The sequence below is a fragment of the Streptomyces albospinus genome (assembly GCF_014648695.1).
Lineage (GTDB): Bacteria > Actinomycetota > Actinomycetes > Streptomycetales > Streptomycetaceae > Streptomyces > Streptomyces albospinus.
In genome coordinates this window covers 1-19,073 of the sequence record NZ_BMRP01000068.1, presented here as the reverse complement: position 1 = coordinate 19,073, position 19,073 = coordinate 1, and the positions used below count along the sequence as shown (strand labels likewise).

The 19,073-nt window shown below is 69.3% G+C and carries 16 protein-coding genes and 2 pseudogenes; 13 read left to right on the top strand and 5 right to left on the bottom strand.

Annotation, left to right across the window (positions count from 1 at the left end; translation table 11 throughout):
- Nucleotides 1-190 precede the first annotated feature (190 nt).
- Entirely contained in the window at nucleotides 191-1,129 is a 939-nt protein-coding gene (locus tag IEZ17_RS38735; RefSeq protein ID WP_189308326.1) for a YcxB family protein, read from the top strand.
- A gap of 745 nt (nucleotides 1,130-1,874) precedes the next feature.
- Here IEZ17_RS38735 and IEZ17_RS38730 read toward each other — a convergent pair.
- Entirely contained in the window at nucleotides 1,875-2,390 is a 516-nt protein-coding gene (locus tag IEZ17_RS38730; RefSeq protein ID WP_189308325.1) for a 2'-5' RNA ligase family protein, read from the bottom strand.
- Between the two features lie 333 nt (nucleotides 2,391-2,723).
- On the opposite strand from IEZ17_RS38730, the gene IEZ17_RS38725 reads away from it, so the two are divergent.
- The 5 genes from IEZ17_RS38725 to IEZ17_RS38705 all read left to right on the top strand — a co-directional run bounded on the left by IEZ17_RS38725 (nucleotide 2,724) and on the right by IEZ17_RS38705 (nucleotide 8,618).
- Complete coding sequence (locus tag IEZ17_RS38725) at nucleotides 2,724-3,461, top strand: helix-turn-helix domain-containing protein (RefSeq protein WP_189308324.1); 738 nt, start codon at nucleotides 2,724-2,726, stop codon at nucleotides 3,459-3,461.
- A 69-nt stretch (nucleotides 3,462-3,530) separates the two neighbouring features.
- Nucleotides 3,531-4,985 carry a CoA transferase gene (locus IEZ17_RS38720; RefSeq protein ID WP_189308323.1) on the top strand — a complete coding sequence of 485 codons (1,455 nt, stop codon included), beginning with the start codon at nucleotides 3,531-3,533 and terminating at the stop codon, nucleotides 4,983-4,985.
- Nucleotides 4,986-5,124: 139 nt separating this feature from the next.
- Entirely contained in the window at nucleotides 5,125-6,318 is a 1,194-nt protein-coding gene (locus tag IEZ17_RS38715) for a CaiB/BaiF CoA transferase family protein (RefSeq protein WP_189308322.1), read from the top strand.
- Between the two features lie 63 nt (nucleotides 6,319-6,381).
- A complete protein-coding gene (locus tag IEZ17_RS38710) occupies nucleotides 6,382-7,551 on the top strand; it encodes an acyl-CoA dehydrogenase family protein (protein ID WP_189308321.1) in 1,170 nt (389 codons plus the stop codon).
- The gene (locus IEZ17_RS38705) at nucleotides 7,551-8,618 is read left to right on the top strand and encodes an acyl-CoA dehydrogenase family protein (RefSeq protein ID WP_189308320.1); all 1,068 of its coding nucleotides are present in this window, start codon (nucleotides 7,551-7,553) and stop codon (nucleotides 8,616-8,618) included. The genes IEZ17_RS38710 and IEZ17_RS38705 overlap by 1 nt, the downstream gene beginning before the upstream one ends.
- Nucleotides 8,619-8,677: 59 nt before the next feature.
- On the opposite strand, the gene IEZ17_RS38700 is transcribed toward IEZ17_RS38705, so the two are convergent.
- Nucleotides 8,678-8,962, bottom strand: a complete 285-nt coding sequence (locus tag IEZ17_RS38700) for a LysR family transcriptional regulator (protein WP_189308319.1) — start codon at nucleotides 8,960-8,962, stop codon at nucleotides 8,678-8,680.
- 1,181 nt (nucleotides 8,963-10,143) lie between these two features.
- On the opposite strand from IEZ17_RS38700, the pseudogene IEZ17_RS38695 reads away from it, so the two are divergent.
- Nucleotides 10,144-10,530: pseudogene (locus IEZ17_RS38695) on the top strand (DNA/RNA non-specific endonuclease); the annotation flags it as partial.
- 183 nt (nucleotides 10,531-10,713) lie between these two features.
- On the opposite strand, the gene IEZ17_RS44035 reads toward IEZ17_RS38695, so the two are convergent.
- Nucleotides 10,714-10,842, bottom strand: a complete 129-nt coding sequence (locus tag IEZ17_RS44035) for a hypothetical protein (protein ID WP_268249890.1) — start codon at nucleotides 10,840-10,842, stop codon at nucleotides 10,714-10,716.
- Between the two features lie 167 nt (nucleotides 10,843-11,009).
- On the opposite strand from IEZ17_RS44035, the gene IEZ17_RS38690 reads away from it, so the two are divergent.
- Entirely contained in the window at nucleotides 11,010-11,207 is a 198-nt protein-coding gene (locus tag IEZ17_RS38690) for a Ku family protein (RefSeq protein WP_189308317.1), read from the top strand.
- 176 nt (nucleotides 11,208-11,383) lie between these two features.
- On the opposite strand, the gene IEZ17_RS38685 is transcribed toward IEZ17_RS38690, so the two are convergent.
- Nucleotides 11,384-12,223 (bottom strand): NmrA family NAD(P)-binding protein, encoded by an 840-nt coding sequence (locus IEZ17_RS38685; RefSeq protein WP_189308316.1) that lies wholly within the window; start codon nucleotides 12,221-12,223, stop codon nucleotides 11,384-11,386.
- A gap of 168 nt (nucleotides 12,224-12,391) precedes the next feature.
- Here IEZ17_RS38685 and tap point away from each other — a divergent pair.
- From tap to IEZ17_RS38665, 5 genes and pseudogenes are all read left to right on the top strand, one after another.
- Nucleotides 12,392-13,714 (top strand): annotated as a pseudogene (gene tap / locus IEZ17_RS38680) (telomere-associated protein Tap); the annotation flags it as partial.
- A gap of 12 nt (nucleotides 13,715-13,726) precedes the next feature.
- Entirely contained in the window at nucleotides 13,727-14,284 is a 558-nt protein-coding gene (tpg, locus tag IEZ17_RS45625; RefSeq protein WP_444544836.1) for a telomere-protecting terminal protein Tpg, read from the top strand.
- Nucleotides 14,285-14,768: 484 nt separating this feature from the next.
- Nucleotides 14,769-15,758: a S66 peptidase family protein gene (locus tag IEZ17_RS38675; RefSeq protein ID WP_189308315.1), complete on the top strand. Its 990-nt coding sequence runs from the start codon at nucleotides 14,769-14,771 to the stop codon at nucleotides 15,756-15,758.
- Nucleotides 15,759-15,932: 174 nt separating this feature from the next.
- A complete protein-coding gene (locus tag IEZ17_RS38670) occupies nucleotides 15,933-16,994 on the top strand; it encodes an IS630 family transposase (RefSeq protein WP_229853050.1) in 1,062 nt (353 codons plus the stop codon).
- A 504-nt stretch (nucleotides 16,995-17,498) separates the two neighbouring features.
- Entirely contained in the window at nucleotides 17,499-18,233 is a 735-nt protein-coding gene (locus tag IEZ17_RS38665; protein ID WP_189308314.1) for an alpha/beta hydrolase, read from the top strand.
- Between the two features lie 254 nt (nucleotides 18,234-18,487).
- Here IEZ17_RS38665 and IEZ17_RS38660 read toward each other — a convergent pair whose 3' ends face one another.
- Entirely contained in the window at nucleotides 18,488-18,772 is a 285-nt protein-coding gene (locus IEZ17_RS38660; RefSeq protein WP_229853053.1) for a hypothetical protein, read from the bottom strand.
- Nucleotides 18,773-19,073: the final 301 nt, after the last annotated feature.

Genomic DNA, 19,073 nt, shown 5'->3' with positions numbered 1-19,073 from the left:
GGTACCCGCCTCCCCGGCCAACTCCCTGGTGAGCCTCGGCGAGCTCGCGGTGCGCGCCCTCGCCGGTCACCTCGTGCCGGTAGTGCGGGTCTCCCGGCCTGGTTACGTACGGTGCCGACCGCCGCCAGGTCGCCGGAGTGGCTGAGAAAGGCCTCTACGATCCGGTTGATCACCGAACTGGGGAGGGGACATGGCCGAGGGTCGGGAAACGGACGCGGTCGCCGAGAGACCGGTGGAGCTGGCCTACCGGCCGACCGTCGGCGAATTGGCGTCCGCGCTGCGGGCACGCGCGAGGAGCACCGGCGCGGGACGCTTTCAGCGCGGGGCGCTGGTCTGGACGGTGGCGGTCACGAGTGTCGGCGCCCTGCTGTCGGCGGCTGGCTCCGGCCACCGGGACACACCGTGGCCGCTGTATGCGGGGGTGGTGGTCTTCGTCGCCTTCATGACTGCGGTGCCGTGGTTGCAGGCGCGCCGCTTCCACCGGCTCGCCGAACGGCAGGGGGACATCCGCGGGACGGTCGACGACACCGGGGTCCGGCTCACCACCGCGCACAGCTCGGCCAGCCACGACTGGCACCTCTACTCACGCTATGTCGAAACGCCTGAGCTGTTCGTGCTTCTTAGCGCCGACAAGTCCGCCATCGGCTTCGCCGTCCTGCCCAAACGGGCCGTGGCGGACCCGGAGGAGGTGGACCGGCTGCGGGCGGTCCTCGACCGGCGGCTCGTGCGCGCGGACGACGCCGAGGCGCCCGGAAGCCCGCGGAGCCGGGGCCGGGCCGTCGGCCGCGGGGTCGGCTCCGTCGGACTGTTGCTGCTGGGGCTGCTGCTGTTCTTCTTCGCCTTCGCCGCCGTCCAACACGCCACGCACCCGGACCGCTTTCCGGGGATCCAGAACAACACCGCCCCGATATCGACCGTCATGCTGGGGCTGGGGGCGCTTGCGGTCGCCGGGGCTTGGTGGCTCGTACGGCGGATGACGGCCATGCGGATCGTGACCGCCGTGCTCGCCGTCCTTGTCCTGCTGGCCGGTGGCGCCGTCCTATTCCGCGTTGGGCCGATGCTCCACTGCTGGGGCTCGGACCGGATCGCCCGCGGGCCCGAGGGCGCCTACGTCTGCTACGACTTCTGAGGGCAGACTCCGCGCTGGGCCTGTGGCTGGTGGCTGCATGGGGCTGGGGGCTACCTGACCTTTGGCTTCATGCCGTGTCACGACCGACCCCCGGCGCTCCGGGGACGCCTGGTCGTACAGCACACCGATCCGCAGGCTTTCGACGTCCGGCACCGTCATGGTCACGTGGTTCTCCTTGTCGTCGTTCGCTGTCGTCCGCGCGCTCCCGCCGTCGGCCGTCAGACGGAGGGGCCCCGGCTGGCGCACAGCCTGACCCACGGGCGCCCCGGTGTCCCGCGGCCATCTCCTTGGCCACGGGACACCGGCGACCGCATCGCCGGGCAACGCCGACAGCCCCTCCGGCCCTGAACAATGGCCCCTGCCCCGACCACTGTCGAGACGCCGGTATGAACCCAAGAGTCGGCGTCAGAGGGCTACCGTCGTGCGCTCTCCTCGCATGGGGGCCCTTTCAGGGCGTAGCGGTGACCACCAGGGGGCCGTCTTCGATCCGATGCATATTGCTGATCTTCAGGGCGGGGGATTGGTACACCACTGTCACCGCGGTACATCCAGTACTCGAACAACCCCGTTGCGCCCTCCAGAGCACGTCGTTGCTGGGGATCGGCGTCCGGGAGTGTCAACTCGACGGACCCGCAGCCATCGCGCATGACTCCTACCGACTTGATGTCCCCTACGAAGGTCATCACGTCGGAGCCGGTGATGACGCGGACCTGGTCACCGTGGATCGGGCGGGGGCCGGGCCAATTCATACCGGCACCTCCCCGGTGAAGGCAACCTCGGCGATGGGGTTCCATGTGATGCGTCCGTCGCCGTCGTGCCACTGCTCGACGAGATGCACCCGATCCGCGAGCACGGTCCCGGAAAGTGGCTTTTCGAGAGCCGCCAGTTCGACTTTGAGGTCGGTGGCGTTGATGTCCTGGGCGTCGCTTGAGGTGTAGGCGAGGGAGATATGGGGGTAGCGGCTCGGTGCGGCCGTGAAGAGCTCGCACCTCTTCTCCATCACCTGTGTGAGAGTCTCCACGACCTGGGCGAATGGGCGGCCCGGCCATCCGCTGATCTCGAAGGCCACGTTGCCAACTGCCGGCCGGTCGAATGTGAGCGTGAAGGCGACCAGTGTCTGCGCGTAGCGCGTCACGTCCTCGATGACGGCATCCACCGTGTTCCTGTCGACGTTGTCGAGGCCGAGGCCGACGGCATGCAGCAGCGTGCAGTGGAGGCCCTGGACCCGCACCTCCTTCAGCCCCGGGCTGGAGAGGGACATCTCTTGGTGTAGGCCCTCAATTGGAATGTCCCGTTCCGTGATCGCGGTCTGCGTGTTCTCGATGTGTCTCATCCAGGGGCCACGGCGACTTGTCTCACGATCTTGTCCCCTTGCCGGCGTCCGCCTCGACGCGGTTCAGGTATGACTCCAGGGCAGGCGGAGCGCCCCGGAGACGGTCCCGTCCGCCGTCGCGTGAACCACCTTCTGCTGCCGTCCTTGTGGCGTCAGCGGGGGCCGGGCCGACTTGATCGTCGGGGTGGTGGGGGAAAGGATCGACAAGCCGTGTCGGCCCGAGCGGCCGACGACGCACAAGAAGGACAAGGTGGGGCAGGGATGAGCAAGCACGGCCAGCGGCGGCGTCACCGTACGGTGGACCGGGTCGTGTGGATCCTGGAGGCTGCCGCGCGGGCGCCGGGCGGGGTGACCGTGGCCGAGTTGGCTCGGGCGGTCGAGGCGCCGGCGAGTTCGGTGCAGGATCTGGTCAACGGCCTTGTCGCGACCGGTTTTCTGCTGGAACAGCACCGGCGCTTCCGGCTTGGTCCTGCCCCGCACGTCCTCAATCTCATCGCAGGCCGGGTCGTCCCGCGGATCAGTCAGGCCGAACTCGACGAACTGAGCCGCGTCGCGGGTACCCCGGTGCTGCTCACGGTGCGGGTCGGGCTCGACGCCGTGCACCTCGCGCGCGGCGGCGAGGACGAGATTCCCCGGCTCGTACCACTCGCCGACGAGCACATGGCTCGGCCACTGCTGCGTACCGCCGCCGGCCGGTTGCTGCTGGCCTTCACCGACGAGGTGGAGCGCCGTGGGCTGCTCGACGAGCTCGCCCGCCACGACCCCGAGGGCGTCGCCGAGTTCCGCTGCGCTCTTCCGGCGATCCGTGCGTCGCGGATCAGCCGCAGCGAGGGTCTGGCCGACCCCGAGGTCAGCGCGCTCGCGATCCCCGTCACCGAAGGCCCCATCGTCACGGGCGCCCTCGTTCTGACGCACCGGCGTCGCGGCCGCTCGGAGCGGCTGAGTCTGGACCGGGCGGCGGCCCGGCTCCTCGCGCACATCCAGGAGGGGCGGACGTGACGTTCGCATCAGTTCACGGATATCCGTGAATGCGGGCGCTCGTGCGGTGCCGGGAACGAGCATCCCGGCATGACTTCGAACGCGCTGACCACTACCGGGCCGACACCGACGCCAACGCCGTCGTCCACCGGCGAGATCACGTCCCGGCTGCTGCACACCCTCGGCGATCCTGATCCGGCCCGGGGAGCCGAGGACATCACTGTCGTCGGGGCCGATCCCCTAGTGCCCTCGGTGCACCGCCTCGCCGATACCATGTCTGCCGCAATCGGGGTCTTCGGGCGGCAGACGGCGGCGGTCGGCGAACAGCGCGGCCACCCGCACCAGAGGGTTCAGGTGCAGGCCGGGGCCGCGATCGACCAGCTCATGGCGACGTATCACACCACGCTCTCGGGGCGCCCGCTCGGTGCTCTCCTCGACGATCCGACGCTGCTCGGCAACAACGACTTCTACCGGGCCCGCGACGGCCGGTGGATCTTCATCATCACCACCTATCCGCATCTGCGGGACGCGGTCTGCTCCGTGCTGAGGTGCGGGCTCGACAAGGTGGGGATCGCGCAGGCCGCGGCCGACTGGGACGCCTTCACGCTGGAGGAGGCCATCTGCGCGCGGGGCGGCGTCGCCTGCGTCGTGCGCACCCGCGACGAGTGGCTCGCGCACCCCGCCGGGCGGTACGTGGCCCAGCGTCCGGTCGTCGAGATCGAACGCGTCGGTGACGGACCGGTCCGGCCGCTGGAGCCGATCGGTGCGGCCGATGAGGCGCTCGCGGGCGTACGGGTGCTCGATCTCACCCATGTCATCGCGGGTCCCGTCGCGACGCGGCTCCTCGCCCAGTTCGGCGCCGATGTGCTGCACCTGTCGCGTCCCGACCGCCCCGACCCGATCCCGATGATCGCGATGACCGGCGGCGGCAAGCGCAACGCCTACTGCGACCTGCGCGACGATCATGACCGCGCGGCCTTCCACGACACGCTCCAGGACGCAGACGTCTTCGTGCACGGCTACCGGGGACTTGCCCGGCACGGGGCGTCGACCGAGGAACTCGTCCGGCGCCGCCCCGGACTCATCACCCTCGAATACCATGCCTGGGGCGCCGAAGGCCCCTGGGGCGAACGCGGCGGGTTCGACCAACTCGCCTGCTCAGCAACTGGATTCGCCGTCGAGGAGTGGACCGACCGGCCGTCGCTGCCGCCGACGTACCTGCTCAATGACTACCTCGCCGCCTACCTCGGGGCCGCCGCCGTCGCAACGGTCCTGCGCCGACGTGCGACCGAGGGCGGCTCCTGGCGGATCCGCGTGACCTTGGCCGGAGTGTGCCACTGGGTGCAGGAACTCGGGCTGCTGGCACGGGAGAACGTCACCGACCTGCCCCGGCCCGGACGCGCGCCGCTCGCCGCGCTGTCGACCACCGACACGGACTTCGGCCCGCTCACCGAACCGGCGACACCGTTCGCGTACAGCGGGCGCCCGGTCCCCCAGCCCGGTCGGCGCTCCCCGCTCGGGTCCGCCGCCCTCCGGTGGCGCTGAGCGCTCTGCGGCAACTGGAGTGCATCACCCGCGGGCCGGTGAGGGCTGGTCGCACAGTTCACCGCGCGCTTTCGCAGCGCGATCCCGCACCGCGACGCCGTTCGCCCGTCCCGCCCCATTCCCCGGGAGGCACCGGAAGATGTCCGAGAAGCCGAACAGCCCGTCCGGACGCGGACTCCTCGCCGGAGTCCGCGTCATCGAACTCGCCAGCGTGATCATGGCTCCGTACGCCGCCCAGCAACTCGGCGACCTGGGCGCGGACGTGATCAAAATCGAGCCGCCCACGGGCGACATGACACGCCATTACCCGCCACGACGCCACCCCGGCATGGGCGGCCCGGCACTCAACCTGAACCGCAACAAGCGCAGCGCCGCCATCGACCTCAAGGCCCCGCACGGCCGCGACGCCCTGCTCGCCCTGCTGCGCACCGCCGACGTCCTCATCACCAATTTGCGCCCGCAGGCTCTGGGGAAGCTCCGACTCGGCTACGACGACGTCGCAGCCTGCAACCCCGGCCTGATCTATGCCAACGCCCAGGGTTTCCGCAGCGACAGCCGCTACGGCACCCACGCCGCCTACGACGACATCATCCAGGCGGCCAGCGGCCTGGTCTGGCTCAACCACCAAGTCTCCGGTCAGCCGCACTACGTTCCCACGGTGCTTGCCGACAAGATCTGCGGCATGCAGATCGCCCAGTCGGTCCTGGCCGCGCTGCACTACCGGGAACACGGCGGCACCGGACAGCACATCGAGGTCCCGATGGCCGACACCATGCTCGCCTTCAACCTGGTCGAGCACCTGGGAGCGGCAACTCTGGAGGCGGACGGCGAGTTCGGCTCGGCGCGCTCGCTCAGCCCGCAGCGCCGCGCCCTGCGCACCGCCGACGGCTGGATGTGCATCCTGCCGCACAGCGACCGCAACTGGCGGGACTTCACCGCCTTCGTCGGCCGCCCCGAACTGGCAGCCGACCCGTGCTTCGCCACCGGCCCCGACCGGGCCCGCAACGCCGACCAGTTCTATCCGCTGCTCGCTGAGCTGACGCCACTCCACACCAGCGCCGAGTGGCAGGAATTCTGCGACCGGGCGGGCATCGCCGCCGCCCCGGTACTCGACCTGGCCTCCGCCGCCACCACCGCCTACGCCCAGGAGGGCGGCCTGCTGTACGAGGCCGAGCACCCCACCGAGGGCCGCTACCGGGTCATCGGCAGCCCGGTGCGCTACTCGGCCGACCCCAAGCCGCGCCTGCGGCCCTGCCCGGCCATAGGCCAGCACACCGACGAGGTCCTTGGCGAAGCCGGCTTCGACCCCTCCCTGCTGCACCCCGCGAACTGACCTAATTCCCGTACCGGGAACACATGCCCACCGCCGATTCACCAAACCGGAAGCGAATAAGCCATGTCTCCTTCGACGCTTTCACCGATCGCATTCCCCGATGTCGCCCTGCCCGAATCGGCCCGCCGGCTCCGCACCGAGGTCCGCGCGTTTCTCGACGAGGAGCGCGCCCGCGGCACCGTGCTCGGCCGCCCTGACTCCTGGCTGGCCGGCTGGGATCCGGGCTTCAGCCGCCGCCTCGCCGAGCGCGGCTGGGTCGGCATGGCCCTGCCCACCGAGTACGGCGGCGCGGGCCGCGGCTTCCTGGAGCGCTGCGTGGTGATCGAGGAACTGCTCGCCGCCGGCGCCCCGGTCAGCGCCCACTGGGTCTCCGACCGGCAGGCCGGCCCGTCCATCCTCCAGCACGGCACCGAAGAGCAGCGCCGCTTCTTCCTGCCGAGGATCGCCGCCGGGCAGTGCTTCTTCTCCATCGGCATGAGCGAGAAGAACAGCGGCTCCGACCTGGCCTCGGTCGCCACCCGCGCCGAACGCACCGCCGACGGCTGGTGGCTGACCGGCACCAAGATGTGGACCGGCGGCGCCCACGTCAACGACTACGCCATCGTCCTTGCCCGCACCGACGACGCCGAGGACAAGCACGCCGGTCTCAGCCAGTTCGTCGTCGACCTGCGCGCCCCGGGCGTACGGGTCGAGCCGATCCGGCTGATGAGCGGCGAGCACCGCTTCAACGCCGTCCACCTCGACGGTGTCGACGTCCCCGACGGCATGTTGCTCGGGGAGCGGGGCGGCGGCTGGAAGCAGGTCACCGGTGAGCTGGCCTTCGAACGCAGCGGCCCGGAACGCTACTTGTCCGCCTTTCCCCTGCTGGTCTCCCTGCTCCGCGAACTGGAGCGGCGCTCGGCCACGGCCGAACAGCTCACCCAGGTAGGCATTCTCACAGCCCGTCTGCACAGCATCCGCCGACTGTCCCTCGGCGTGGCCGCGGCCCTGGACGCCGGAGCCTCCCCCGACACTCACGCCGCCCTGGTCAAGGACCTCGGCACCCGGCTCGAGGTCGCGCTGGTCGACACCGTACGCAGCATCCTTCCGACCCCGGCCGATCAGTACGCCACCCCCGGCAGCCACCCCGAACTGCTCGCCTTCGCCCTGCTGCACAGCCCCGGCTACACGCTGCGCGGCGGCACCAACGAAATTCTTCGCGGCATCATCACGCGTGGTCTGGAGCAGCACTGATGAACACCCACACGATCGACACCAACGCCCCCGTCATCTCCGCCGACGCCTACGACACCACCGCCTTCTACGCCGATGCGGACGCCGTCCCCACCGTCACCAACACCACCGCCCCCGAGGCCGTGGCCCTCCCCTCTCCCGGCGCCTCCACCGCCCAACTCCTCGCCGCCGCCCAGGAAGCAGGACGCCGCGCCGTCCCTGCCCCTCTCGCCGAGACCGCCCTGGTCGCCCGCCCCCTGCTGCGCCGCGCCGGCCTCCCCGTCCCCGACGGCCCGCTCAGCTACGCCATCGCCCCCGAGCTGACGATCCGCTACGCACACCCGGCCGCCTCGCCCGTCGGCTCGGCCGGCTGCCTGGGTGACGACAACACCCTGCTGGTCACCGGCACTCTGCGCCGCGTCCCCTGGGCCCGCGCCGCCACCGCCGTGGTCGTCCTGGCCACCGCCCCCTTTGGCCCCGTCCTGTTCACCCTCACCCCCGACCAGGCCGTCCTCACCCCCGGTGCCAACCTCGCCGAGGAACCCCGCGACGACCTGCACCTCGCCACCCTGGAGATCCCCGCCTTCCACGTCCGCCGGATCGCCCCCGAACTGCTCGACGAGGCCCGGCTCCGCGCTGCCCTGGCCCGCTCCGCCCTGATCGCCGGAGCCGCCGAACGCTGCGTCGACCTGACGGTCGCCCACACCACCGCCCGCACCCAGTTCGGCCGTCCGCTCAGCCGCTTCCAGGCCGTCAAGCAGGAAGAAGCGCGGCTGATCGAGGAAGCCGCCTTGGTCCGCGCCGTGGTCCAGGCCGCCGCCGTCCCGCTGGACATCGGCGGCCCCGCTGCGCACTTCGCCATAGCCGCCGCCAAGACCCAGGCATCCGCCTCGGCCGCCGAGATCGCCCGTATCGCCCACCAACTGCACGGCGCCATCGGCATCACCCGGCTCAACCCGCTCCACCTCGCCACCACCCGCCTGTGGTCCTGGCGCGACGAAGACGGCGACGAAGCCTATTGGGCACCCCGCCTCGCCCAGCCCCTCACCGCCACCACCCTCTGGCCCGCCCTCACCACCACACCCTGACCCCTCGCTACCGCGCCCGTCAGGGGTCTGGTGGGCGACCGCTATCCCCGCGCCTGTCGTCATTCGGTCGAATGACGACAGGCGCGGGGATAGCGGTCGCCGAGCAGATCAGCGAGTGGGCGGGCCGCGGCCAGGACCTTCTCCCCGAAGTCGGTGAGGCGCATGCGGCGCCCGCACTGGCCGCGGATCAGGAGCTGCCCGCGCAGGTCGCGTTCCATGTGCCGCAGTTGCACGGTCACCGTGGGTGGGGAGGTGCCCACGGCACGGCAGTACGCCGCGAGCGTGGGGTGCTCGGCAGCCTGCAGGAACCGCAGGAGTCGGCGGCGTCCGTCGAAGGTGCGCACGGCAGGCTGCAGGAAGGCGGGGATGAGGCCGGTGCCGGGTGCGTCAGCGGGGCGGGGCCGGGCCTTGCGCTTCTTCTTGTGCGGGCGGCGTACGGTCGCGCGGTCCCAGGTCTCCCAGGGCTGGTCCGCCAGGGTGTGAGCCCAGTTCTCGACAGCCTGAAACGCGACATGTCCCGCGCCCGAGCAGCAGAACGGGGAGCGAAAATCCCGGTCTTAATCAGCTGCGACGTCTCCACGATCAGGTTGAAGAGAGGCGCTGCATAGATCGAGACCACGATCAGCACTACGACGAGTGCACGATCAGACGGGAGTTCGTCTCACCACGCTGTCCCTTGGGCCGGACAAAGGCCATGGCCAATGAGAAAGGGACAGGCGAAATGCGAGCCTACACTTGGTACGGCGCGACGAGCGCGGCGGCCTCCTGGCGAGTCGGCAGGACATGCCAGTGCAGATCACGACGGCCCGGCGGCCAGAACCGGCCCACCCGCTCGAAGAAGTTGTCCACCGAACGCCTCCCCGGTACGCGGCCCACTGGAGGCCCCAAGCCTGCCATCCGAGCCAAAGAAGGCACCACCAGGGTCCTGTGTTCTCCGGAACTTGGCGACTGCCTACTGATGATCAGTCCGTTCTCTGGTGGAGGAAGACGTGCAGCGAGTGCACCGCGTCCTCGGCTGAGACGGTTTGCCGTTCCAACTCCGCGTGCCGACCGTCGTGGCGTGATCACCCCGCTCCCGGGCGGAGCTTCGGCCATTGCCCCGCGGCGGCCTACCGCGTCATCCTCCTGGCTGGTTGCCTGAGGTTGACCGTGCCCGGGACGCACCGGTCGCGGTGGGCGGTCCGGAGGATGGCTGTGCGCGGTTGCTGCTCCCCACCGTTGACCTCTGGAGGTAGCCCATGACCGGGTCGTCAGCGTCTTCGTCCCACTGTCCGCGTCGGCATCTGCGCCGCATCTCCGCCGTGCTCGGCACAGCAGGCGTCATGACCACCCTGCTCTCCGTTCCCGCGGCGGCCGCGGCTCCGTCGGCCGGGGCGGATTACCCGTGTGAGCCGTACCTGAAGGCATGGGCAGGGAAGACCGTCGTGTCGCGGTGGAAGTTCCACATCGACGGTGCGGGGCGGCCTGACCGCGCGGTCGCTGACTCGCTGTCGGCGGGACATCGCCGCGCAGCCAGTGCGAGACGACCGTGGGTGGCTGGGGAGGTGGCGGCTACGACGGCGGGCACCTGATCGCCAGCACCCTCAAAGGCGTCAGCAAGCGCATCAACCTCGTCCCGATGAAAGCTTCGATCAACCGCGGGATCTACAAGAAGACAGAGAACGCGGCGAAAAAGTGCCTCTCCACCCTGGGCAAGAAGGACGAGCTTTCCTACAACGTCACCGTCGGCTACGGCGACCCCAAGTCGGTCGTCCCGCGTGACATGACCGTCGGCATGACGGTGAAGAAGGGGACGAGCAAGAAGGACATCAAGCTCACCATCCCCAACCAGGACATCACACCGCAGAAGGAAACCGCCCTGAAGAAGCAGCTCAACACCGGCCTCAAAGCCGCCGGCTGCCCCACAGTCTGACGCGAACACCCCCACTGGAACTGGGCCGGTGACGAACACCAGGCCATGGGACTTGCTGCTTCCGGCGGGTCGGCCGGAAGCAGACCGGGTGCCAGGCGGGGGGCCGGGCCTACGCCTCCGGTGCCAATCCAGGACTCCTTGGCGGGAGGGTGAGGGTGACTTCACCAGCGGAGGTCTTGAGGGTCAGCTGTCCCCGCGGCCGATAGCCCTGTCGATCTCCTTGATCTCCGACCAAGTGAAGCCGAGGCGACGGTACTTGTTCCGCTGCTTCGGCCGCATGTGCTTGATGTCTTCCTTGGAAGCCGTGGTCATCCCCGGATGCCGGAACCGGGCTGAGCCAGCGCGAGCGACTGGCCGTGCTCAGGCCGGCGCGCGGCATCTTGGTGTGCCACACCCTCCGCTGGCCCCGGGAGCTTCGAGATCCGGGAGACCTCACCAGCCCGGTCCCCACTACGGACCGCGAGCTGGAGCTCGCCGAGATGCTGATCTCTGAGATGATCGGCGTGGAGGTCGAGGACCTGCACGACGAATACGCCGCAGCCCTCGAAGTGTTCGTGGGCACCCTCGCCGCCGGCGGCCACGCGCTGCCGCCACCGGAACTCGCTCCCCTCGAAGACTTGATGGCAGCTCTGGAAGCCTCTGTCCAGCGCGCACGGCAGACACAAAACGCCACGTGATCCGTCACGAGGTGCGCAGGACCGTCTCGGGCTGGCAGACAGGGCAGGGCACCGCGACGGATGGATCCGCCCCTTCGAAAAGGCAGGTAGTGGGGGAGGGGCCATAGCGCCGGCTATCGGCCCGCGTCGGGATCCGCCAGGGTCCGCAGTCGACCACCGCTGCGGCACGGGGCGGGTCAGGCACCGGACACGGCGGTCATGAGCGGATCGGCCGCAAAGTCCTCGACCGAGCGCGGCGGGCGGCCGAGCACGCGCTGAACGCCGTCACCGAGACCAGCCACGCCCTCGTGGCGATAGTTCGAGTACAGCCCGTGCAAACCGTCAATGACCTGCGGCGTGATTCCGCGGTCCGCGAGCGCGGCCCGCCAGGCACCGTCCAGTGGAACGTCGACGTACCGCACCGGCCTGCCGAGAACGGCGCCGAAGCGGTTGCAGAGCATTGGCAGCGTCAGTGCCTCCGGGCCGCTGATCTCGATCTCACCACCGATCGGACGCGCCGCCAGGAGTTCGGCGACCGCGACCGCCGCGATATCCCGCACGTCCACATAACCCCGGGCACCAGGTCCGGCAGGATCGGCCAGGGTGCCCTTGGCGATCGAGGCCGCTGCCGGGAGGAAGTTCTGCAGGAAACGGTCGGGTTGTAGAATAGTCAGTTCTGGGACACCTACCCTTCGCAGTCGCTCGGTGATCGTGTCATGGGCGCCGGTAACGGCGTCCGGGACGATCCCGTTGCCAGTGAAAGCTCGGGCGCCGAGTTTGACAATCCGCCGCGCGCCGGCCTCGATGGCGGCAAGACCGAGGTTCGTTTCGGCGGCAACTTGGTCTTCGACGAAGGGATGCGCAAGGTAGAGCCGGTCCACGCCGGCGACCGCACCTCGGATGTCCGCTGCATCGGTGATATCCCCACGGAAGATCTCACCGCGGACCTTGCCAAGCGCCTTGGCGCCGGCCTCGGAGCGAACGAAGAAGCGCACATCACTCCGGTCGCGCAGCGCTTCGGTCAGGTAGCGCCCCACTTCCGTTCGGCGTAGTGACCAAAATAGGCATGGATCCCCCTCCACGAACGCGATCAAGACCCGCTTCCGCCCCAACAGCGCCTGGTTCCAGCGAATTCCCAGCCCGGAAACCGGGTGGCGACTTTGGACGCAGAGTCACGAGGACGTCTCCGCCGCATCCGGCCGAGCAGCGCGCTCGACTCCCGCCACTGGGGCGACGCCGCGCAGCTCCCGCCAGCGGACCTGGCCCGGCTTCTGGGCGTGTACGCGGCGCGGGTGATGACACCGCGCGGCTCCACCGCCGTCACCGGACTGGAGTTGATGACCGCGCTGCACCCGCCGACCTACGCCGTGCGTGATGAGGCCACCGGCGGCTTCCGGAGGGCGGACGGCAAGAACCCGGGGTCGCTGGGCGAGAACCCGGTGGACTGTGCGCCGTGCGAGGCCCCGGACGGGCACCCGCTGCTCAAGGATCTGCCGCGCTTCCATGTGCGCGGCCCGGCGGAGAAGCTGTTCGAGGAGACGTACGACTGGGCGAGGCCGCTGACCGACGAGGAAGCCACCCGACGCCGCAACCTGGTGGGCATCGACGTGAACATGGCCTTCGCGGCGGGCGCGAACGGCCTGGTTGTCGGCCTCGGGGCGCCGACTCAGGTAAAGGCGCCGGTGTTCGATGCGAAGCTGCCCGGCTCGTGGCTGGTGGATCTCAGCCATGTGGACCTGTCCCGGGTGAAAGCCGGCAAGGACAAGTGGGCGGAGCTGGACGCCAGTTTGCTGCCCAGCCCGTTCACGCCCAAGGGCGAGCGCCCCGTGGGCCCGGCCTGGTATGCCACGCCCACCGTCGCCTACGCGGTGGAACTGGGCTACGAGGTACGCCCGATCGAGGCGTGGGTCCGTTACGACAACGGCCGCTACCTGGACGGCTGGTACAACCGGCTGCGCGACGCCTACCTCGTCACGATGGCCGACCTCGGCGTGGACGCGGACCTCTCGCCCGCTGACTTCCTGGCGGCGATGGACGGCTACAAGGAGCGCGACCCTCAGCTGGCGATCGTCGTCTCGGCAATCAAGGCGACGGTCAAGGGCGGCCTGGGCAAGCTGCGCGAGCGGCCCCGGGGCGAGGGCTGGCGGCCGGGCGAGCCGTGGCGTGCCCTGTCCCGGCCGACGTGGCGGCCGGACATCCGCGCGGCGGTCATCTCCCGCACGCGCATCAACCTCCACCGGAAGATCGTCAAGCACGCGGCGTTCACCGGGCAGTACCCGGTCGCGATCCTCTCCGACTGCGTCGTGTACGCGGTCGACGGCGAATCGCCGCTGGACTTCCTGCCGTACCGGGAGGGCAAGCCACTGCCTGGCGGCTTCAAACTCGGCGTGAACCCGGGCCTGGTGAAGTGGGAAGGCACCCAGAGCGTGGTGTGGGGCGAAGGCGTCCGGGACCAGTTCGACGCCCCCGAGCTCAACCTCGCCCGGTACATCAAGGACGGCACTGTCACCGACGTCGACAACGGAGAGTGGGAGAGGGCGATGAGCTTGTTCGGGGACGGCCTGGATGCCGCGGTGCAGAAGGCATTCACCCGTCCTGCGCCCAAGAGCGCGGGCGCGCAGATGCGGTACCTGGTCAAGCAGCTCAAGGGCACGAAGGCGGTCGCCGAGCTGCTGCATGTCTCCCAGCGCACCGTCGAGCGGTACGTGAAGGACCAGTTCAAGAAGCCGCGCCCCGACCTCGCCGCGCGCATAGAGCACGAGGTGAAGAAGCGGTGGCAGCCGCAGATCCGGGCCAAGGCCCGGCAGAGGGCGGCGACGACCGGCGGCATCGTCATCGACGTCTACGCCCGCCTCGGTTACACCGCGCCGATCGGGTCGACGGACCAGGACCGCGTCCGGCACCTGACCGTCGCTCTGCCGCCCCGCTACGCCGCCCGCCTCTTCGACGCCCAGGAGGCCGGCGCCAGCGAGCGCGAACTCAAGGAGATCGCGGCCGAAGCGCTCAAGGAGGTTTACTTCCAGGACAACGGCCGCCGCGCCGGTCAGCTGGAGGAGGTCCGCTTCACGGACATCGTGAATCTCGAGTTCGAGCTCTAGCAGCCCCGCCCCGAACAGCCCGCGGGCCCGGACCAGTTGGTCCGGGCCCGCTCGCGTATCCGCGGGGGTCGGATGTTCATGCCTGCGATGCTGTGCTCAACGAGCGCGACGTGCCCGGGTCACCCGCTTGGCTTTGTACGCGAGAAGGACGGGAGTCGTCTGTCGACGGCTTCGGGTGTCCTTTGACAATCAACTTAGTGGTCGGCTTCGGAAATCCTTCGAGGGTTGACATCGGGGCCCGATTCCACGTCAGTCCGTTAGTGGTCTGGGGTGGCGAAGTGGGGCTGGCAGGCACAGCCGAAGGAGTCCTCGGGGTGCCGACGAACCCGTCATCGGCACCCCGCCCTTCCTGGGTTGTCCGCGTGGAGGCGGTCGGTGGGCCCAGCCGGGGTTTCGGGGCTTGACTTGATCACGTCGGTGAGGCGGAATACCGGCGGCACGGGCCTTGTTGCTCGCCATTATTGATCAACAAGGAGGAGACCCCATGCCTGCGATCCTTCGGCCCCGCGCGCTACGTTCCGGCGACCTCGTGGTCGTTACCGCGCCCTCGGGCCAGCTTGAGCCGGGTGAGGAACCACTGCTCGCCCGTGGTGTGGCGATACTTGAGCGGATGGGTTTCCGCGTGCGGGTCAGCCCGATGGTCAACCCGGCGCAGAATCGCTGGTGGGCGTCGGGCACTCCGGCGGAGCAGGCCGATGAACTCAATGTTTTGCTCCGGGACCCGGAGGTGCGGGCCATCGTCGCGCATACCGGTGGACAGGCAACCATCGGCTATCTCGATTTGATCGATCTGGACGCGATCCGGGCCGACCCGAAACCGATCCTCGGCTACAGCGATATCTCGCTGCTGCACATGGCGTTGCACGCCAAGACCGGCCTCGTCGGCTTCCACGCCGACATCGCCACCCACGGTTTCGGCAGCGATTGGTACACGCTGGGCGACGAGGCCCGTCGCTCCGAGCTCGTCGACCTCTACACCCGTGTGCTCACCAAGGCCGAGGCGCCGGGCGTACTGCCGGCGATGGGGGCTTGGGAAACCTGGCGGCCGGGCCGCGCGCAGGGGCCACTGTTCGGCGGTTTGCTGAACCGCCTGGTCCTACTGCAGGCGACACCGTTCGCGCTGGCCGCCGAACGGTTCGAGGGCGCCGTGTTGTTCTGGGAGGAGGTGCAGCGGCCGGTCTCGCGGATCTGGAACGACCTGCATACCTTGCGGCTGTCCGGAGTGCTGGACCGGATCGCGGGCATGGTGGTCGGCATCCCGACCGAGGTCACGCCCCACGATGGCGGCGGAGAGCGCGCAGGTCTACGCGACGTGGTACTCGATGTCCTGGCGCAGCGTGACATCCCGGTCCTCGCACAGGTCGACTTCGGTCACACCTCGCCGAACCTGCCGCTGCCCATCGGCGTCCGCGCACACGTGGACGCGGACAACCAGACGCTGTCCCTGATCGAGTCGGCGGTCGCGGAAGGCTGAGTTCTGTTGGAAATTGGCGCAGGCCCGGAGGGCTGCGACCCGTCGTGTTCCGCTTCTCCCGATCGGCCTTCCTGTCATGCCCGTTGCGCTGGCCTGCCCGATCGTCCTGACCGCCGCCGAGCGCGAGCGACTGAAGAAGATGGCCTATGGCCACAAGACCGAGCACCGGCTACGGTGCCGTGCGCAGATCGTCCTGCACGCGGCACGGGGCGCTCCAACGCGCGCATCGCACACGAGACCGGCCTGCATCTGGACACGGTTCGTGCCTGGCGCAGCCGGTTCGCTCGCGGCGGCCTGTCGGCCCTGGCCGACCGTAAACGTTCAGGGCGCCCGGCCCGCTTCACCCCCGTGCAGATCGCCGAGACCAAGGCGCTGGCCTGCCAGTTACCAGCCGAGACGGGTGTGCCGCTGTCGCGCTGGTCCTGCCCGGAGCTGGCCGCCGAGCTGACCGCACGCGGGATTACCGACACCGTCTCCGCGTCCACGGTGCGCCGCTGGCTGCGCGAGGACGTGCTCAAGCCCTGGCAGTACCGGTCCTGGATCTTCATCCGCGACCCGGACTTCCGCGCCAAAGCCCGGCGTGTCCTTGCCCCATACGCCCGTACGTTGGAGGGTGTCCCGCTCGGGCCGGACGAGTACGTCGTCTCCAGCGACGAGAAGACCTCCGTCCAAGCCCGCTGCCGCTGCCATCCGACCCTGGCCCCGGGCCAGGCTCGGGCGATGCGGGTCAATCACGAATACGGCCGCGGCAGTGCGCTGGCCTACCTGGCCGCCTACGACGTCCACCGCGCGAAGGTCTTCGGCCGCTGCGAGCCGAAGACCGGAGTCGTGCCCTTCATGGCACTGGTCACCCAGCTCATGGCCCAGGAGCCTTACGCGAGTGCCAGACGTGTCTTCTGGATCGTCGACAACGGTTCCTCCCACCGAGGGAAGAAGGCCATCGACCGTCTCACCACGGCCTTTCCGAACGCGGTCATGGTCCACACCCCTGTCCACGCCTCCTGGACGAACCAGATAGAGATCTTCTTCTCCATCCTCCAGCGAAAGGTCGTCCAACCCAACGACTTCACGGACTTGTCCAGGTCCGGAACCGGCTTCGCGCCTTCGAAGGCCGCTACAACGCCACGGCACAGTCGTTCCAGTGGAAGTTCACCACCACCGACCTGGACGATCTGCTGGCGCGACTCGACCGGCACACACCCGCCGACCGACAAGAAGAATCCTCTGTTGCCCTGACAGCCTGATCAACCCCCGAAGGATTTCCGGAGCCGACCACTTAGTCCACCGCAATCAGCTGACCTGGGTGGACTTACTTCGACGTCAAAGGATGGTGGCGGAGGTACGTGGTGAACGAGAGCCCGGGGCGCGCCCGGCCCACCACGGAGGCTCATGGCGGCGGCATCGTCGCCGCTGTACCGGGCCCGGGCCAAACCGTCCCTGACAGGGCTCTGCTTCCTACATCACGGCCTGCACCACACCGTGACCACACTGGCCCGAAGCCCTTGACTGCACGGCCTTGGCCTTTGGGTGAGTGGCTCCGTGGCATCCGGCCACGGAGCCTCCGCAAAAACCCGTTGGCGGACCACGGCGACCACTGCTACTTTTCCGAAGGCCGTGCGAGAGAACGAGGAGGTGGTACCCGTGAACACAGTATCGACATGGGTGCTCTCCTCTGGGGTCACGGTCGGGCGATAGGTCGTCCGGGAGCGCCGTTTCTGAGCCCTCCCGAAAGGCACGACCATGCACTTCACTTCTGAACAGCTCCTCGACGGCGGCGTCCTCGAACGCGAATTCACCCTCGGCGAGATCCCCGGCATCCTGTGGTCACCCGCGTCCGCGTCCGCACCGGTCCCGCTGATCCTGCTCGGCCACCCTCCCCTCGGGCTGCGCAAGATGTACCCCCGACTGGTGGCCCGGGCCAAGCACTCCGCGGCGGAGGGCTTTGCCACGGCCACCATCGAACTCCCCGGGAGCGGTGACCGGCCCCGTTGGGCCACCGCCGAGCAGGCCCGCGCCGACCTGCGCCGGGCTATGGAAGCCGGCGAGCCGGTCAGCGACGAGATCATCGACGCCCTCGTCCTCCCGCTCGTCGAAAAGTCGGTCCCGGAATGGCAGGCCGCCCTGGACGCCCTTCTCTCGCTGCCCGAGATCGGCGGCCCGGTCGGGTACTCGGGGGGAGTGATCTCCATCGGCATCCGGTTGGCAGTGGTCGAGCCGCGCATCGTGGCCGCCGGCTTCTTCGCCGGGAGTTTTGTGCCTCGCGCCATGTTCGAGGAGGCCCGGCAGGTCACCATTCCGCTGCACGTCCTGCTGCAGTGGGACGACGAAGGGAACGACAGGCAGGCGGCCCTGGACCTGTTCGACGCCTTCGGCTCCAAGGAGAAGACGCTGCACGCCAACATGGGCGGGCACACCGGCGTCCCGCAGTTCGCGGGGGACGCCGCGGCCCAGTTCTTCACCCGGCACCTGAAGTGAGGCCGGGCCCTGAGGCCGGCAGCAGACGGTAAGCGACGTCGGCCATGATGCCGTCATCGAGGACAGGCCCCGGACCTCCTCGATGACGGCGCCCGGCAGATGCACAACCGCCCCGATCGCGGCGGTACCGGCCAACGGCGGTACCGGACGGTCGCCCACTCACCGGGACCGCTCCATCGCGGCCTGCTCAAACTGCTTGCGGCCTTGGCGGATGCGCGGGGCAGGCGCGGGAGCGTTACCCCTCGGTGCTGCCGTCAGAGCAGCTTCTTCGGTGCCTCGTACTGGTCGACGGGCGCGAGGTTGCAAGCGGCCTTGGGCCCACCGAGCCCGTGCCCCCCGATGCCCTCACCCTCCGGTAGCGGCACCGCGCAGCGGAGGTCGACGTTGATGAGCGAAGCGCCATAGGTGTTGAGGATGCCGCCTGCCTCGCCCGCGATGGTGGTGTCGCCGTTGCGGGCTCCGAAGTCCGTCGCCGATGCGGGTACAGCGAAGGCCATCGTTGCGGCAACCGCGAAAGCCGCGCCGGCCAGAACCTTCATGATCACTGCGATGCTCCTGCTCGATGAGACGTTCATCTTCTTTGTGATCTGTCCAACGCCACGCTGTGGTTGCAGTTACGTGTGCCGGACCAGCCGTCATCGGCGAGCGCCGACAGGGCGGTCGGATCGGAGAGGCGGCGGGTGCCTCCCGTAGTCGTGAACATCGACCTGGCCGTCGTAGAGATGACTCCCGCACTCATCGAGAAATGACGGCCGCCGCAACAACTCGTGTACAAAGCGGCCTGTCCATCCCCTCGCAGCGTGGACGGTTTCGTTAAGCGGCTTGGGACTGTTGGTCTCT

Excerpts from the sequence above, each read along its gene's own strand:
- IEZ17_RS38735 (WP_189308326.1), top strand. The coding sequence starts at position 191 with ATGGCCGAGGGTCGGGAAACGGACGCGGTCGCCGAGAGACCGGTGGAG.
- IEZ17_RS38730 (WP_189308325.1), bottom strand. The coding sequence starts at position 2,390 with ATGTCCCTCTCCAGCCCGGGGCTGAAGGAGGTGCGGGTCCAGGGCCTC.
- IEZ17_RS38725 (WP_189308324.1), top strand. The coding sequence starts at position 2,724 with ATGAGCAAGCACGGCCAGCGGCGGCGTCACCGTACGGTGGACCGGGTC.
- IEZ17_RS38720 (WP_189308323.1), top strand. The coding sequence starts at position 3,531 with ATGACTTCGAACGCGCTGACCACTACCGGGCCGACACCGACGCCAACG.
- IEZ17_RS38715 (WP_189308322.1), top strand. The coding sequence starts at position 5,125 with ATGTCCGAGAAGCCGAACAGCCCGTCCGGACGCGGACTCCTCGCCGGA.
- IEZ17_RS38710 (WP_189308321.1), top strand. The coding sequence starts at position 6,382 with ATGTCTCCTTCGACGCTTTCACCGATCGCATTCCCCGATGTCGCCCTG.
- IEZ17_RS38705 (WP_189308320.1), top strand. The coding sequence starts at position 7,551 with ATGAACACCCACACGATCGACACCAACGCCCCCGTCATCTCCGCCGAC.
- IEZ17_RS44035 (WP_268249890.1), bottom strand. The coding sequence starts at position 10,842 with ATGACCACGGCTTCCAAGGAAGACATCAAGCACATGCGGCCGAAGCAG.
- IEZ17_RS38690 (WP_189308317.1), top strand. The coding sequence starts at position 11,010 with ATGCTGATCTCTGAGATGATCGGCGTGGAGGTCGAGGACCTGCACGAC.
- tpg (WP_444544836.1), top strand. The coding sequence starts at position 13,727 with ATGAGCTTGTTCGGGGACGGCCTGGATGCCGCGGTGCAGAAGGCATTC.
- IEZ17_RS38675 (WP_189308315.1), top strand. The coding sequence starts at position 14,769 with ATGCCTGCGATCCTTCGGCCCCGCGCGCTACGTTCCGGCGACCTCGTG.
- IEZ17_RS38665 (WP_189308314.1), top strand. The coding sequence starts at position 17,499 with ATGCACTTCACTTCTGAACAGCTCCTCGACGGCGGCGTCCTCGAACGC.
- IEZ17_RS38660 (WP_229853053.1), bottom strand. The coding sequence starts at position 18,772 with ATGAAGGTTCTGGCCGGCGCGGCTTTCGCGGTTGCCGCAACGATGGCC.